Here is a 14,605-nt window from a genome sequence, read left to right on the forward strand (position 1 = left end):
ACGGCAAGCATTTCTTTACCACGATGGGCAACGCTATTTTCCGACATCGACGCTAGAGGAAAGCGGGTGAGGACCAGACACACCCTATCCCCGCAGCCCCTGCTGCGCGGCATCGCCGCCTGCGCGCTCGCCATGGCCCCGGCCATCGGCGCGCCGGCCTTCGCCCAGGCCAGCGCCCAGGGCGAAGCGGACGCCATCGTGCTGCGGCCGCTGTCCTTCTTCAAGGTGAGCGACCTCGATTTCGGCGACATCGTCGCGTCGAACGGCGCCGGAACGGTGCGCGTCGCCCCCGACGGCGCGCGCACACGCACCGGCGGCGTCACGCTGGCCGGCGGCGGCGGCGAACCGGCGCGCTTCGCCGGCCTCGGCAGCTATAACCGGCAGGTCAACATCTCGCTCGGCGCCAACAGCATCTGGATCACCGGGCCCGGCCAGCGGATGCGCGTGCGCGATTTCGAGATCGGCAGCACGCCGACCGCGATGCTGTCGACCGCGCCGACGCGCTTTCGCATTACCTCCACGCTCGGCAATTTCAATTTTCCGGTCGGCGCGACGCTCGAGGTCAACGCGAATCAGGCACCGGGCGATTACAGCGGCAGCTTCACCATCACGCTCGACTATCTCTGACCGTCCGCAGCCGATTGCCGAGGCCCGCCGCGCTTGCTATGGGCGCCGGCGATGACCAACGCTGCCCCCGCCCCCGAAACGCTCCGCGTCTCGAAAACCCGCATTGCCTGCGACGGCACAGGCGACGGCCTCGCCCATGCCGCGCTCGGCCACCCGCGCGTGTGGCTGGAGATCGATCCCGACGACGGCTTCATCGACTGCGGCTATTGCGATCGCCGCTTCGTGCTGATCGGCGGCGTCGCCGATCACGACTGAGGTCGGCAGCCAAATTCGGATCGCGCCCTTTCGCGGGCGCGCCGACCCGCCTATATCGGGGCGATGACAAGCCCGACCGACCCCCGCCGCTTCCTCTATCGCGCCGACGCGCTCGACCCCGACCTTGCGCAGCGCCTTGCGCGCGAAGCGCTCGCCCAGGCCGACGACGGCGAACTCTACCTGCAATATCGCGCCACCGAGAGCTTCGGCTTCGACGACGGACGGCTCAAGACCGCCGACTATTCGACCGACGCCGGTTTCGGCCTGCGCGCCGTGTCGGGCGAGATGACGGGCTTCGCGCATGCGAGCGACATCAGCGCCGGTGCGATCCGCCGCGCCGCCGAGACGCTGGCGCTGCTCGACCCCGCTAGGCAGGCGCACGCCGCGCCGCCGCCGCGCACCAACCGCCACCTCTATGACGAGGCGAACCCGCTCGACCTCATTCCCTTCGCGAAGAAGGTCGATCTCTGTCAGAAGGTCGACGCCGCCGCGCGCGCGCGCGACCCGCGCGTCGTGCAGGTGTCGGTCGCGCTTGCGGGAAGCTGGTCGGTGGTCGAGATCGTCCGCGCCGACGGCTTCCTCGCCACCGACATCCGGCCGCTCGTCCGCCTGCACGTCAGCATCGTCGTCGAAGAGAACGGCCGGCGCGAAAGCGGCTATTTCGGACTCGGCGGCCGCTACATGTACGACCATCTGCTCGAGGAGGCGCAGTGGAACCGCGCGATCGACGCGGCGCTCGACCAGGCGCTCGTCAACCTGCGCGCGGTCGATGCCCCGGCGGGCGAGTTCACCGTGCTGCTCGGCCCCGGCTGGCCCGGCGTGCTGCTGCACGAGGCGGTCGGCCACGGGCTGGAGGGCGATTTCAACCGCAAGGGCACCAGCGCCTTTTCGGGCCGCATCGGCGAGCGCGTCGCCGCCCCCGGCGTCACCGTAGTCGACGACGGCAGCCTCGAAAGCCCGGTTGGCGGCGGCCGCCGCGGCTCGCTGTCGATCGACGACGAGGGGACGCCGACCGGCGAGACGGTGCTGATCGAGGACGGCATCCTCAAGGGCTATATGCAGGACCGCCTCAACGCGCGGCTGATGGGCGCCGAGCCGACGGGCAACGGCCGCCGCGAAAGCTTTGCCCACGCGCCGATGCCGCGGATGACCAACACCTTCATGCGCGGCGGCAGCGACGATCCCGCCGAACTGCTGAGCCGCGTCAAGACCGGCATCTTCGCCAAGAGCTTCGGCGGCGGGCAGGTCGACATCGTGTCGGGCAAGTTCGTCTTTTCCTGCACCGAGGCCTACAGGATCGAGAACGGCCGGATCGGCGATTCGATCAAGGGCGCGACGCTGATCGGCGACGGCCCGAGCGTGCTGACCAAGGTCGTCGGCATTGGCAACGACATGGCGATCGACGAGGGCATCGGCATCTGCGGCAAGGGCGGCCAGAGCGTCCCCGCCGGCGTCGGCCAGCCGACGCTGCTGGTCAGCGGCCTGACGGTGGGCGGGACGGCCTGACGGCCCAGCCCGTCCCATTCCTCTGAATGATGCGCCCTGTGATGTGCGTCATTGGCTTGGCGCTTTGGGCCGGGCAACCTATAAGCCCATAAAGCACAAGAATATTCGGGCCGCGCCATCCGCCGGGATTGATCCCGATGACAGGGGAGGATTGACATGCGTTCGAGTCTGCATTTCGTTTCCGTGGCGGCGATCGCCGCGATGCTCGCCGCCGTTCCGGGATCGGCGCAAAAGACGAGCGGCCCCAAGGAACGCTATGAGATGGACGTCGCGACCGCGTCGGGCTTCGCGGCGATGGCGGCCGGCGGCGGCGGCATGGGCAGCGCGCTCGGCATGATGTTGGGCGGCGGTCCCGACAGCAAGGTAGCGCATACGCTCGACCTCCGGCTCGGATCGAATCAGGCGCCGACCAGCCCGCCGGTACGCGCCGACCATTATTTCGAGCCGCAGGCGAAGCTCGGCAAGTCGGTGCCGCTGCTCGGCCCCGAGCCCGGCAAATGGGCGCCGCGCGAGGAAACCAGCGACGCGATGCCCGACGGGTTCGAGCGCCCGAAGGGCCGGATGCTGCTGTTCTGGGGCTGCGGCGCCAAGGCCGGGCCGGGGCAGCCGGTGATCATCGACTTCGCGAAACTGGCGGCGGGACAGATGCCGCCGAACCTGTTCACCTCCACCGTCCCGCGCATTCGTGAGGTGACGACGGGCAACAGCAAATCCTACGCCGGATGGCCGAACAGCAAATCGTCGAAGCAGCCGCCGAAGGATTCGTCGCTGCTCGGCGCGCACCGCATCGCGGGCAATGTCGGCCCCGACATCAGCTTCACCCTCGCGCAGGATTATATGCCGGCGCTGAATGCCTCGACCGCGCAGCAGGCGGACGGGTCGATCCTGATCCGCTGGAACCAGCTTGCGCCCGCGACCGGCTATGTCGCCTGGGCCTTCGGGGGCATGGACCGCGGCGGCGCCGGCGGCGACATGGTGTGGTGGACGAGCAGCAGTGCGCGCGAATTCGGCGGCGGGCTGTGGGACTGGCTGCCGCCCTCGGTCGTCGCCAATCTGGTCACTAAGAAGATCGTGATGCCGCCGACGCAGACGAGCTGCCAGATCCCCGCCGAGGTCAAGAAGGCGTCGGGCGAGATGCTGATGGGCAACCTCAACGCCTTTGGGCCAGAGGCCAACTTCGCCTATCCGCCGAAGCCCGCGGGCAGTGCGGTGTGGAACATCGACTGGACGGCGAAGGTGCGCTTCCGTTCGCACACCATGCTGATGATCGGCGCCGATTTCGGGGGCATGGGCGCGGCAGGCGGTGCCGGCGACGCGAGCGCGCCGGCCGAAAAGCCCAGGAAGAAGAAGTGCAAGGGGCCGCTCGGCATACCATTGCCCGACGGAGCGTGCTGACCGACGAGTCAGGCCCGGTTCACGCGGATGCGGCTAGAGCGAACCGAGGGTGAGGATAACAACCTAAGGAGTCGAGCCATGCGTTCGCTTGTTCCCGTCCTCATCGCCGCCACGGCGCTCGCCGCGACGCCAGCCGTCGCGAAAGAGAAGCTCGCGCCCGAGGCGCAGCTCGCCAAACTGCTTGAAGGCCGCACCGCCGGCGAGCCGCAGGATTGCATCACCCTGTCCTCGGTCAGCGATTCGCAGGTGATCGACAAGACCGCGATCGTCTATCGCATCGGCGGCACCTTGTGGGTCAACCGGCCCACTACCGGCGCCGAATCGCTGAACGACGACGTCGTGCTGGTGACGAAGCTGCCGACCGGGCGGCTGTGCAGCATCGACACGGTCGAACTGCACGACCGCACCAGCCATTTCTATCGCGGTTTCGTCGGCCTCGGCAAATTCATTCCCTATCGCCGGGCCGCATCCGACTGACGCCGCCCGCGCGCGCGACGGCGTTCCTTCGAGCATGGTGTCGTCCCCAGCGCAAGCCGGGGTCCGATACGCAGCGCTACCTGACCTGGACCCCGGCTTTCGTCGGGGAACAGGGCGGTCGATATCCGGAAGGGATATGCGCCGGCTTGATCCCAAGGGCGCGGCAATCCAGAGTGCGCCCGCCATCATGAGACCGTCACCCGAAAGGACCCCGCCATGACCGACGACGACGACAGGCCGCCGCCCGCGCCGCCTGCCGATTGGGCGCAGCAATTGCTGGGCTTCTGGTTCGACGCCCACGGCATGGCCGACTGGTATGGCGGCGGTCCCGAATTCGATGCGGCGGTGCGCGAACGCGCGGCCGACTGGCACGCCGCGCTGCGGTCGCAGCCGGCCGCGGCCTTTCTGTCGGACCCCGATACCGCGCTCGCCGCGGCCATCCTGTTCGATCAGGTGCCGCGCAACATCTTTCGCGGCCATGCCGACGCCTTCGCCACCGACAGCCTCGCCCGCGCGATCGCGCGCGGCATCGTCGAGCGCGGCTGGGACAAGGCGTGGCCCGATACGCGGCGCCAGTTCGCCTATCTGCCGTTCGAACATAGCGAGGACATCGCCGACCAGCGCGAATCGTTGCGCCTGATGGGCGAACTCGCCGATCCGATCTTCCTCGACTATGCGCAGAAGCATTTCGCGATCATCGACCGTTTCGGCCGCTTTCCGCACCGCAACGCCGCGCTCGGCCGCGCGACGCGCCCCGAAGAGCAGGCCGCGATAGAAGAAGGCAGCAATTGGTGACGGAATCCGCCTCCGTCCCGCCGGAGCATCCGATATGGCCGAATTTTTCGACGCGCTGACCGACCGGCACATCGCCTTCATCGCGAAGCAGCCGGTCTTTTTCACCGCGACGGCGGCGCGCGACGGGCGGATCAACCTGTCGCCCAAAGGCTATGCCGACAGCTTCCGGGTGCTGTCGCCGACGCGGGTCGCATGGCTCGACCTCGGCGGGTCGGGCAACGAGACGCACGCCCACCTCGCCGCCGACGGGCGCATCACCCTGATGTTCTGCGCCTTCGACCGCAGCGCGCTGATCCTGCGCATCTATGGCCGGGGCCGCGCCGTACTGCCGCAGGATGCCGGATGGGACGATCTGGCACGCCATTTCACCCTGCTCCCCGGAACGCGGCAGATTTTCGACATCGCCGTCGACAGCGTGCAGACGAGTTGTGGCTGGGGCGTGCCGCGGATGGCATTGGAGCAGGAGCGCGACACGCTGCAGAAATATCACCGCCAGGCCGATGCCGGCGAATGGGTCGAGAAACATCAGGGCCGCACGCGCAGCATCGACGGCCTGCCGACCCGGCCGACCGACCGCTATATCGAGGGAGCCGCCTGATGCCGCTGGTCGAACTGATCCGCCTGCCGAACGGAGCCGAGGCCGAGCTGCTGCGCGGGCGGCTCGAAAGCGCGGGGGTGCACGCGGTGTGCTTCGACGCCGGAATGAACATCGCCGAAAGCGTCGGGCTGATGATCCCGGTGCGGGTGATGGTCCTCGACGAGGAACTCGCCGAGGCACGTGCGCTGCTCAGGGAATTTGACGTCGGCTAGATGCAACCCCATCTCACTCCCGTTCGTGTTGATGACAGCCCCATGAAAGACAGACGCTTCCGCCGATGATCAAGGTCGCCAGTTACAATATGCGCAAGGGCATCGGGCTCGACCGCCGCCGCGATCCCGGCCGCGTGCTGTCGGTGCTCGGCGAACTCGACGCCGACATCGTCGCGCTGCAGGAGGCCGACCGCCGCTTCGGCGCCCGCGCCAGCGCGATTCCGCCGCACATGTTCGAGGATCATAGCGATTATGTTCCGGTCGCGCTCGACGGCCGGCCGCTCAGCCTCGGCTGGCACGGCAATGCGCTGCTCGTGCGGCGCGGCGTGGAGATCGAAGAAAGCCATTCGCTGCACCTGCCGACGCTCGAACCGCGCGGCGCGGTCGCGGCGACGGTGCGCATCGGCGACACGCGGCTGCGCGTCGTCGGCATGCACCTCGACATATCGGGCCTGCGCCGCCGCCAGCAGGCGCGCGCGATCCTGAGCCATGTCGCCGAGGGCGAGCCTTTGCCGACGATCCTGATGGGCGATTGTAACGAATGGCGCGCGACGGGCGGCTGCCTTGCCGACTTCGGCGCGCAGCACCGGCCGGTCGACACCGGCCACAGCTTCCACAGCCGCCGCCCGGTCGCCCGGCTCGACCGCATCTTCGCCTCGCCTGAACTGGAAGCCGTCGACGCCGGCGTCCACCAGAGCCCGCTCGCCGCGCGCGCCTCCGACCATCTGCCGATCTGGGCGCGATTCAAGGCCGGCGACTGAGCGCGCTCCCGTCGAAACCGGCGGATCGCGCGGGACACCCGCTATGTCATTGCAAGGCTCCCTCAGGAGCCGCGGCAATCCCAGCCACCGTCGTTCCGCCTCGAACGAGATGACAGCGAATGGACTCGTCATTGCGAGCGGCGAAGCCGCGCGGCAATCCAGAGCGTGCGGTAACCGCCCTCGATTGCTTCGCTCCGCTCGCAATGACGAGGCTCCGGGATCGCATCTCGCGGCGATAGCCTAAATTTTAGGCACATCTACGACATGCTGCTTATTTCTCGAACGAATAATGTTATCGTAATCCAAAGTTTGACATAAAATGTCGCGCAAATCCTGTGCCGTGTCCGATCTGGCACGGCTGTTGCACCGCAGCATGATGCCACAAGCGAAAGGGGGCATCATGAAGCTGATCCTGGCGATCATCAAACCATATAAGCTCGACGAGGTGCGCGAGGCGCTGACCGCGCTCGGCATCGCCGGCATGACCGTGACCGAGGCGAAGGGCTTCGGACGGCAGAAGGGGCAGACCGAAATCTACCGCGGCGCCGAATATGCGGCGAACATGGTGCCCAAGGTGCGGATCGAGCTTGTCTGCGACGACGGAATCGCACCGCGCGTCGTCGAAACGCTGCAGCAAAGCGCCGCCACCGGCGCGATCGGCGACGGCAAGATCTTCGTGCTCGACGTCGGCCAGGCGGTGCGCATCCGCACCGGCGAGACCGGCGAGGCGGCGCTGTAAAATGACCAAGGGGACTGATATGACGTTCGCACAGAAAATGGCGGCAGCCACCGGCGCCGCCGGTCTCGCGCTGATCGCCGCGACACCCGCCTGGGCGCAGCAGGCCGCGCCCGAAGCCGCCGAAGCCGTTGTCGAAGCCGTTGTCGACAAAGGCGACGTCGCCTGGATGATGACTGCGACCGTGCTGGTGCTCACGATGATCCTGCCCGGCCTCGCGCTCTTCTACGGCGGCCTCACGCGCACCAAGAACATGCTGTCGACGATGACGCAGGTCGGCGCCGCCGCCTGCCTCGCGATGCTCGTCTGGGTCTGTTACGGCTACGGCCTCGCCTTCGGCCCCGAAGGCAATGCCTTCATCGCCTGGGGCAAGTTCTTCCTGTCGGGCGTCACCGCCGACAGCCTCGCCGATACGTTCAGCGACGGTTTCAAGCTGCCCGAATATGTCTTCATCAGCTTTCAGATGACCTTTGCCGCGATCACCCTCGCGCTGGTGCTGGGCGCGACGGTCGAGCGGATGAAATTCGCGGCGGTCATGGTGTTCGGCATCGTCTGGCTGACGATCGTCTATTTCCCGATCGCGCACATGGTGTGGGCGGCGGGCGGCCTGTTCTTCGAAATGGGCGCGCTCGATTTCGCCGGCGGCACCGTCGTGCACATCAACGCCGGTGTCTCGGCGCTGGTGGCGGCGCTGATCCTCGGCAAGCGCATCGGCTATCAGAAAGAGATCATGGCGCCGCACGCGCTGACGCTGACGATGGTCGGCACCGGCCTGCTGTGGGTGGGCTGGTTCGGCTTCAACGCCGGGTCGGCGCTCGAAGCAAACGGTTCGGCGGCGCTGGCGATGATCAACACCTTCGTCGCCACCGCGTCGGCCGGGCTGTTCTGGATGATCGCGGAGAAGGTCGCGGGGCACAAGCCGTCGGCGCTCGGCTTCTGCTCGGGCATCATCGCCGGGCTGGTCGCGGTGACGCCCGCCGCCGGCAACGCGGGGCCGTTCGGCGCCATCGTCCTGGGCGCGGCGGCGTCGGTGATCTGCTTCTACATGGTGACCGTCCTCAAGCCGCGGCTCGGCTACGACGACTCGCTCGACGCCTTCGGCATCCACGGCGTCGGCGGCATCGTCGGGGCGCTCGGCACCGCCATCGTCTATGCCCCCGGTCTCGGCGGGCCCGGCGGGGCCGATTATGCGATCGGCGGCCAGTTCGTCACGCAGGTGCTGGCGGTCGGCACGACGATCGTCTGGGCCGGCGTCGGCACCGCCATCGCCATCACCGTCGCCAAGGCGCTCACCGGGCTGCGCGTCAGCGAGGAGGTCGAGCGCGAAGGGCTCGACCTCGGCGAACATGGCGAGCGCGCCTACACCTATTGATCGACCGGACAGGACACCCGCCGCCGCACGCTCTCCTCTTCGAAAAAGGCGGCGGGGTCCGACGAGGTTCCTCCTGCGAACCACTCAGGCCGGGACGGATGTCCCGGCCGTTTTTTGTGCACCGGGCCGCTGCACAAGACGGGTGCAGCATTGCCTGCAAATTAGGCCTTTTCATCCCCTCATTAATATGGCATTCAGCCTGTCATGAGTTTCAGGAGGGGAGAGCCTGAAAGGCTGGGCCGGGACGCAAGTTCCGGCCCTCTTTTTTTTACCTTGCCCATCCGCGGGGCCGGAAACGCCCTTTTTGCAGGCGCTTGCCGTGCCGCCATATAGCGATTCGCCGAATCGACGGTAGCGCCGGTCAGCCTAGCGCCGCCGCGACGAAATCGGCCGCGCGCTCGCCGATCATGATGCTCGGGGCGTTGGTGTTGCCGCTGACCAGCCGCGGCATGACGCTCGCGTCGGCGACCCACAGCCGCTCGATCCCGTTCGCCTTCAGCGTCGGATCGACCACGGCGTCCGCGTCGCTGCCCATGCGGCAGGTGCCGACCGGGTGATAGACGGTGTCGGCGCGGCTGCGGATCAGCGCGTCGAGCGCCGCATCGTCGTCGAGGTCGATCGGATGGCGGTCGGCCCCGGCATAACCGGACAGCGGCGGCGCGGCGACGATCCGGTGCATCATCCGCACCCCGGCGCGCAGGACGGCCATGTCGCGGTCGTCGGTCAGGAAACCGGGGTCGATCAGCGGCGCGGCGGCGGCATCGGCGGACGCCAGCGTCACGCTGCCGCGACTTTCGGGGCGCAGCACGCAGGCGTGGCAGGAAAAGCCGTGCCCCTTCACCTTGGCGCGGCCGTGATCCTCGAGCATCGCGGGGACGAAATGATATTGGATATCGGGCGCGGGCAGGTCAGGGCGCGATTTCCAGAAGCCGCCCGCCTCGGCGAAACAGGTGGTCATGATGCCGGTGCGCCTGCGGCGATGCTCGACGATCGCCTTCACCATCCGCCATGTGCCGCCGAGGCTGTCGCCGAACGGCTCGGTCGAGCGCGTCTCCCAACTCGACACATAGTCGATATGATCCTGCAGATTCGCGCCCACCCCGGCGCGGTCGAGGGCGACGTCGATGCCATGTTCGCGCAGATGCGCAGCAGGACCGATACCCGACAGCATCAAGATCTGCGGGCTGCCGAAGGCCCCCGCCGACAGGATCACGCCGCCCGCGGCGCGCAGCGTCTCTCGCCCCCGGCCGCGGCGGATCACCACCCCGGTCGCGCGCCCGTCCTCGATCAATATCCGCTCGACCAGCGCCCCGGTCCGGATATCAAAATTGGCGCGCCCGCGCAGCGGCTCGACATAGGCGCGCGCCGCCGACCAGCGCTCGCCCGCCTTCTGCGTCACCTGATAGAGGCCGAAGCCTTCCTGCTGCGCCCCGTTGAAATCGGGGGTGCGCGGCAGTTGCAACGCCGCCGCGCTTTCGACGAAACGCCGGCTCGTCACATTGGGCCAGCGCTGGTCCATGACGTTCAGCGGCCCGTCGCCGCCGTGAAAATCGTCGGCGCCGCGCTCGTTGCCCTCGCTGCGCTTGAAGTAGGGCAGCACGTCGGCATAGCCCCACCCCGTCGCGCCCAGTTCGGCCCACTGGTCGTAGTCGAAGGCGTTGCCGCGGATATAGACCATCGCGTTGATCGCGCTCGACCCGCCGAGCCCGCGCCCGCGCGGCTGGTATCCGACGCGCCCGTTCAGCCCGGCCTGCGGCACCGTGTCATATTGCCAGTTCGACGCCTTGGGGATGAAGGGCATGAAGCCCGGCGTCTTGACCCGCACCGTATCGTTGCGCCCGCCCGCCTCGACCAGGCAGACGCGCCGCCTTCCATCCGCGGCAAGCCGTCCCGCCGCCGCGCTTCCCGCGCTGCCGCCGCCGATGACGATGATGTCGAACTGATCCATATGCCGCTCCCCTCGCCACCCGCTCGGTGGTCCATCGCGACTTACATGAATGTCATTAGATGGCGAGGCAAGCCCATTACGCCTCGCTCGCGAAGCGATGGCGCTTACTCCGCCGCCTCTTCCACCGCGTGCCGCGCGCGCCAGCGGTCCTTGATCATGTCGCTGGTCAGCCGGCTGCCGTCGTGGCTCCAGCCGGGTTCGCGCCAGACATAGTCGAGCTTGTGCCGCCACGGCGCAGCCCATACGTCCTTGGCGATGCCGACCCATTCGTGGACCGCGGCCCACAGGATGTTGAAGCTGCCGAGCTGCTTGACGATGCCGTAGCGCACCGGATCTTCGTCGCGTTCGGGGACGAAGCTGCCGAACAGCTTGTCCCAGACGATGAAGACGCCGGCATAATTGGCGTCGAGATAGCGCGGGTTGACCCCGTGATGGACGCGGTGGTGCGAGGGCGTGTTCATCACCGCCTCGAACCATTTCGGCATCCGCCCGATTGCTTCGGTATGGATCCAGAACTGATAGATCAGGTTGAGCCCGCCGCAGAAGAAGACCATCGCCGGCGGAAAGCCGATCAGGAACAGCGGCAGGCGGAAGAGGAAGGTCAGGCTGAAGAAGCCAGTCCACGTCTGCCGCAGCGCGGTCGAGAGATTATAATGCTGCGAACTGTGGTGAATGACATGGCTCGCCCAGAACCAGCGCACGCGGTGCGCGCTGCGGTGAAAGGCGTAATAGGCAAGGTCATCGAGCAGGAAGCAGAGCAGCCACGCCCACCACCAGTGCCGCAGGTCGAGGCCGATGTCGAACAGGCGATATTGATAGACCCACACCGCCATGCCGACCACCGCCGCGCCGACGAAGGCGCCGGCGACCTGGCTGCCGGTGCCGAGCATCAGCGAGGTCAGCGTGTCGCGCGCTTCATAGCGGCTGCGGTCGCGGCGCAGCGACACGATCATCTCGACGATCAGCAGGAGGATGAACGCCGGAACCGCATAGACGACGGGATCGGGCAGCTTATCCATGGCTCGCCGCCCCTTCCGGCGCGCGCGCCGCGGCGGCGGCGATCCGCTCCGCCGCGGGCGGCGCCGCCGCGCGATCCGACAGCGCCCGCATCCGCGCCGCCCACACCCCGGCATCCTTGCCGAGCTGGAGCGTCACCGCGCCGAAGGTCCGCTCGGGCGTGGCGAGGGTCAGGAAATTCTTGTCGAGCCGCCCGATCACGCTGGCGTCGACGGCGCGCGCCGCGAAATGGTTGCCGTGCGCGCGGACCAGCATCATCCGCCCCTCCGCGTTGCGGACGATCGCCGCATAGCCCGCACGGTCGCGCGCGACGTCGACCCCGCCGAACCCCGTCTCGGCTTCCTCGGCGAGGCGGATCGCGTGGGCGGCGTCGGCGATGCGCGGGTCCGCGCCGAGCCCCATCGCCTTCACCAGCCAGGCGACGAACAGCACCGCGACCAGCGACGCGGCAAGCTGGATCAGCGCGCCCGCCGTCACGCGTCGCCCGCCAGCGCGTCCATCATCGGACGCAGCGCCGCCAGATCGTAGCCCGCCCGCGCGGCAGCGGCGCAGATCGCGTCGACATCGTCGCCGGCGCGCGCGCGCGTCAGCGCCCACAGATGCGTCGAGCGCGTGCCCGAGCGGCAATAGGCGAGCACCGGCCCCGTCGCGTCGCGAAGCAACGTGTCGAGCGCGTCGAGCTGCGCGTGGCTGAACCCCGCATGGCCGATCGGAATCGCGGCATAGGCCAGCCCTTCGGCCGCGCAGGCGTGCGCGATGGCATCGCCCTGCGGCGCCGCGCTGTCCTCGCCATCGGGACGGTTGTTGACGACAAGCGCGAAGCCCGCCGCCTTCGCCGCGGCGACATCCTCGAGGTCGATCTGCGGCGCGACGCTGTAATGGTCGGTCAGGGGACGAAAATCGCTCATGACGCGATGTATAGGCCAGCCGCATTTGCTGACAAGCGTGAAGGTGCGCGGTCTGCGATCCTGTCGGGCAAGGGTGAGGGCAGCGCGGCGGCTGGGAGGTGGTGAGCGGACATTGCCCGGCCCCGCTCGTCATCCCGGACTTGATCCGGGATCCATTCACGCAGCGTCGGATGAATGGATCCCGGATCAAGTCCGGGATGACATACAGTTCGCTTTCTCACGCTCAATACTGCCGGATCACCTCCAGAAAGGCATCGCCCCATGCCTCCAGCTTCTTTGCGCCGACCCCCGGGATCGTCGCCAGTTCGGCCCGCGTCGAAGGTCGCTCACTCGCCATCGCGCGCAGCACCGCGTCGTGGAAGACGACATAGGGCGGCACTCCCGCCTCCGCCGCCAGCTCGCGCCGGATCGCGCGCAGCGCTTCGAACAACGGATCGCCGACCGGATTCGCCGCCGCCCGGTCGGCGCGCCCGCCGCGACGCGCCGGCCGCGCCGGGGGTTCGGCGATCAGCACCGGCGCCTCACCCTTCAGCACCGGCCGCGCCGCCGGGCCGAGCATCAGCCCGCCATGCTCGGTGGTCGCCAGCGCCTCGCGCGCCATCAGGCTGCGCACCAGCGGCTTGATCAGCCGTGCCTCCTCCCCCGCGACGATGCCGAAAACCGACAGCTTGTCGTGGCCGCGCTGGACGATGCGCTCGTCGCTCCGCCCGGTCAGTACCGCCTCGACATGCCCCGCGCCGAAGCTCTGTCCGGTGCGATAGACGGCGGAGAGCAGTTTCTGCGCGAGCACCGTCGCGTCGACCTGGCGCGGCGGGTCGAGGCAATTGTCGCAATTGCCGCAGCGTTCGGGCGGATGCTCGCCGAAATGGCGCAGCAGCAGCGCGCGGCGGCATTCGACCGTCTCGACCAGCGCCGCGAGCGCGTCGAGCCGCGTCCGCTCGCTCGCGACGCGCGCCTCGGGCAGTTCGGACAGGCGCATTCGCGCCCGCGCGAAATCGTCGGCGCCCCACAGCATCAGCGCCTCGGCCGGGTCGCCGTCGCGGCCCGCGCGCCCGGTTTCCTGATAATAGCTCTCGATCGACTTAGGCAGGCCCGCGTGCGCGACGAAGCGCACGTCGGGCTTGTCGATCCCCATGCCGAAGGCGACCGTCGCGGTGACGATGCCCTCCTCCGACGTGACGAAATCATGCTGCACCTGCGCGCGCCGTTCGGGATCGAGCCCGGCGTGATAGGCGGCGACCGGCCGTCCCGTCGCCGCCGCGAGGCTGGCCGCCATGCGCTCGGTCCCGTCGCGCGTCGGGCAATAGACGATCCCCGGCCCCGGGTTGGCGGTGATGAAGGCGGCAAGCTGCTTCGCCGCGCCGACGCGCGGCATCACGCGGTAGCGGATGTTCGGCCGGTCGAAACCCGCGAGCACCAGCCCGTCCTGCGGGATACCCAGTTGGACGAGGATGTCGGCGCGAGTGTGGCGATCGGCGGTCGCGGTGAGCGCGAGCCGCGGCACGTCGGAAAAGGCGTCGAGCAGCGGCCTGAGCAGGCGGTAGTCGGGCCGGAAATCATGTCCCCATTCCGAAACGCAATGCGCCTCGTCGATCGCGAACAATGCGGGCCTGCGCGAGTCGAGCAGCGCGCGGAATCCTTCGCCGGTCGCGCGTTCGGGCGCGACGTAGAGGAGGTCGAGCAGCCCCTCGCGATAGGCCTGCCGCGTGTCGGCATGGTCGGCGTCGGCGCTGGTCAGCGACGCCGCCCGGATTCCCGCCGCCCGCGCGCCGCGCAGCTGGTCGTGCATCAGCGCGATCAGCGGCGAAACGACGATCACGCAGCCGTCGAGCGCAACCGACGGAAGCTGGTAGGTCAGCGACTTGCCCGCCCCGGTCGGCATCACCGCGAGCGTGTGGCGCCCCGCCATCACCCGCTCCACCACCTCGGCCTGGCGGCCGCGGAAGGCGTCGAAGCCGAAGGTCGATTTGAGGAGCGGGAGAAGCGTATCGGTCATGG

The 14,605-nt window shown here is 68.5% G+C and carries 16 protein-coding genes; 11 read left to right on the forward strand and 5 right to left on the reverse strand.

The genetic code is table 11. The annotated features are described in order from the left end of the window. Positions 1-66 precede the first annotated feature (66 nt). From AC2S9W_RS03070 to AC2S9W_RS03120, 11 genes are all read left to right on the forward strand, one after another. On the forward strand, positions 67-627 hold the full coding sequence (locus AC2S9W_RS03070) for a DUF4402 domain-containing protein (RefSeq protein ID WP_424543360.1): 561 nt from the start codon (positions 67-69) through the stop codon (positions 625-627). 51 nt (positions 628-678) lie between these two features. Then, positions 679-882, forward strand: coding sequence for a zinc-finger domain-containing protein (locus AC2S9W_RS03075; protein ID WP_424537896.1), 204 nt, complete (start codon positions 679-681; stop codon positions 880-882). 63 nt (positions 883-945) lie between these two features. Continuing rightward, a complete protein-coding gene (gene tldD / locus AC2S9W_RS03080; protein WP_486571614.1) occupies positions 946-2,388 on the forward strand; it encodes a metalloprotease TldD in 1,443 nt (480 codons plus the stop codon). A gap of 156 nt (positions 2,389-2,544) precedes the next feature. Continuing rightward, positions 2,545-3,783 (forward strand): hypothetical protein, encoded by a 1,239-nt coding sequence (locus AC2S9W_RS03085; protein WP_486571615.1) that lies wholly within the window; start codon positions 2,545-2,547, stop codon positions 3,781-3,783. 78 nt (positions 3,784-3,861) lie between these two features. Next, positions 3,862-4,260, forward strand: coding sequence for a hypothetical protein (locus AC2S9W_RS03090; protein WP_486571616.1), 399 nt, complete (start codon positions 3,862-3,864; stop codon positions 4,258-4,260). Positions 4,261-4,476: 216 nt separating this feature from the next. Further along, positions 4,477-5,055 carry a DUF924 family protein gene (locus AC2S9W_RS03095; RefSeq protein WP_067186455.1) on the forward strand — a complete coding sequence of 193 codons (579 nt, stop codon included), beginning with the start codon at positions 4,477-4,479 and terminating at the stop codon, positions 5,053-5,055. A gap of 34 nt (positions 5,056-5,089) precedes the next feature. Continuing rightward, a complete protein-coding gene (locus tag AC2S9W_RS03100) occupies positions 5,090-5,653 on the forward strand; it encodes a pyridoxamine 5'-phosphate oxidase family protein (RefSeq protein WP_067186457.1) in 564 nt (187 codons plus the stop codon). Then, positions 5,653-5,865, forward strand: a complete 213-nt coding sequence (locus tag AC2S9W_RS03105) for a putative signal transducing protein (protein WP_067111731.1) — start codon at positions 5,653-5,655, stop codon at positions 5,863-5,865. Before AC2S9W_RS03100 ends, AC2S9W_RS03105 begins: the two co-directional genes overlap by 1 nt. Positions 5,866-5,930: 65 nt before the next feature. Continuing rightward, a complete protein-coding gene (locus AC2S9W_RS03110; RefSeq protein WP_067186459.1) occupies positions 5,931-6,626 on the forward strand; it encodes an endonuclease/exonuclease/phosphatase family protein in 696 nt (231 codons plus the stop codon). 400 nt (positions 6,627-7,026) lie between these two features. Further along, positions 7,027-7,365, forward strand: a complete 339-nt coding sequence (locus tag AC2S9W_RS03115) for a P-II family nitrogen regulator (protein ID WP_067112661.1) — start codon at positions 7,027-7,029, stop codon at positions 7,363-7,365. 19 nt (positions 7,366-7,384) lie between these two features. Beyond that, positions 7,385-8,734, forward strand: coding sequence for an ammonium transporter (locus tag AC2S9W_RS03120; RefSeq protein WP_067186460.1), 1,350 nt, complete (start codon positions 7,385-7,387; stop codon positions 8,732-8,734). Between the two features lie 361 nt (positions 8,735-9,095). Here AC2S9W_RS03120 and AC2S9W_RS03125 read toward each other — a convergent pair whose 3' ends face one another. The 5 genes from AC2S9W_RS03125 to recQ form a co-directional block, all read right to left on the reverse strand. After that, entirely contained in the window at positions 9,096-10,682 is a 1,587-nt protein-coding gene (locus AC2S9W_RS03125; RefSeq protein WP_067186465.1) for a GMC family oxidoreductase, read from the reverse strand. Positions 10,683-10,786: 104 nt separating this feature from the next. Further along, positions 10,787-11,701 (reverse strand): sterol desaturase family protein, encoded by a 915-nt coding sequence (locus AC2S9W_RS03130; protein ID WP_067186467.1) that lies wholly within the window; start codon positions 11,699-11,701, stop codon positions 10,787-10,789. Further along, positions 11,694-12,176 carry a hypothetical protein gene (locus AC2S9W_RS03135; protein WP_234002518.1) on the reverse strand — a complete coding sequence of 161 codons (483 nt, stop codon included), beginning with the start codon at positions 12,174-12,176 and terminating at the stop codon, positions 11,694-11,696. The genes AC2S9W_RS03130 and AC2S9W_RS03135 overlap by 8 nt, the downstream gene beginning before the upstream one ends. Next, positions 12,173-12,607 (reverse strand): protein tyrosine phosphatase family protein, encoded by a 435-nt coding sequence (locus tag AC2S9W_RS03140; protein ID WP_067112652.1) that lies wholly within the window; start codon positions 12,605-12,607, stop codon positions 12,173-12,175. The genes AC2S9W_RS03135 and AC2S9W_RS03140 overlap by 4 nt, the downstream gene beginning before the upstream one ends. Positions 12,608-12,830: 223 nt before the next feature. Next, entirely contained in the window at positions 12,831-14,603 is a 1,773-nt protein-coding gene (recQ, locus tag AC2S9W_RS03145) for a DNA helicase RecQ (protein ID WP_067187212.1), read from the reverse strand. Positions 14,604-14,605: the final 2 nt, after the last annotated feature.

Source organism: Sphingopyxis sp. 550B, assembly GCF_057401805.1.

What these genes read in the sequence shown, in the direction of transcription:
- AC2S9W_RS03085 (WP_486571615.1), top strand. Translation starts at nt 2,545, where the DNA reads ATGCGTTCGAGTCTGCATTTCGTTTCCGTGGCGGCGATCGCCGCGATG.
- AC2S9W_RS03095 (WP_067186455.1), top strand. Translation starts at nt 4,477, where the DNA reads ATGACCGACGACGACGACAGGCCGCCGCCCGCGCCGCCTGCCGATTGG.
- AC2S9W_RS03120 (WP_067186460.1), top strand. Translation starts at nt 7,385, where the DNA reads ATGACGTTCGCACAGAAAATGGCGGCAGCCACCGGCGCCGCCGGTCTC.
- tldD (WP_486571614.1), top strand. Translation starts at nt 946, where the DNA reads ATGACAAGCCCGACCGACCCCCGCCGCTTCCTCTATCGCGCCGACGCG.
- AC2S9W_RS03075 (WP_424537896.1), top strand. Translation starts at nt 679, where the DNA reads ATGACCAACGCTGCCCCCGCCCCCGAAACGCTCCGCGTCTCGAAAACC.
- recQ (WP_067187212.1), bottom strand. Translation starts at nt 14,603, where the DNA reads ATGACCGATACGCTTCTCCCGCTCCTCAAATCGACCTTCGGCTTCGAC.
- AC2S9W_RS03140 (WP_067112652.1), bottom strand. Translation starts at nt 12,607, where the DNA reads ATGAGCGATTTTCGTCCCCTGACCGACCATTACAGCGTCGCGCCGCAG.
- AC2S9W_RS03130 (WP_067186467.1), bottom strand. Translation starts at nt 11,701, where the DNA reads ATGGATAAGCTGCCCGATCCCGTCGTCTATGCGGTTCCGGCGTTCATC.
- AC2S9W_RS03125 (WP_067186465.1), bottom strand. Translation starts at nt 10,682, where the DNA reads ATGGATCAGTTCGACATCATCGTCATCGGCGGCGGCAGCGCGGGAAGC.
- AC2S9W_RS03100 (WP_067186457.1), top strand. Translation starts at nt 5,090, where the DNA reads ATGGCCGAATTTTTCGACGCGCTGACCGACCGGCACATCGCCTTCATC.
- AC2S9W_RS03115 (WP_067112661.1), top strand. Translation starts at nt 7,027, where the DNA reads ATGAAGCTGATCCTGGCGATCATCAAACCATATAAGCTCGACGAGGTG.
- AC2S9W_RS03105 (WP_067111731.1), top strand. Translation starts at nt 5,653, where the DNA reads ATGCCGCTGGTCGAACTGATCCGCCTGCCGAACGGAGCCGAGGCCGAG.
- AC2S9W_RS03090 (WP_486571616.1), top strand. Translation starts at nt 3,862, where the DNA reads ATGCGTTCGCTTGTTCCCGTCCTCATCGCCGCCACGGCGCTCGCCGCG.
- AC2S9W_RS03110 (WP_067186459.1), top strand. Translation starts at nt 5,931, where the DNA reads ATGATCAAGGTCGCCAGTTACAATATGCGCAAGGGCATCGGGCTCGAC.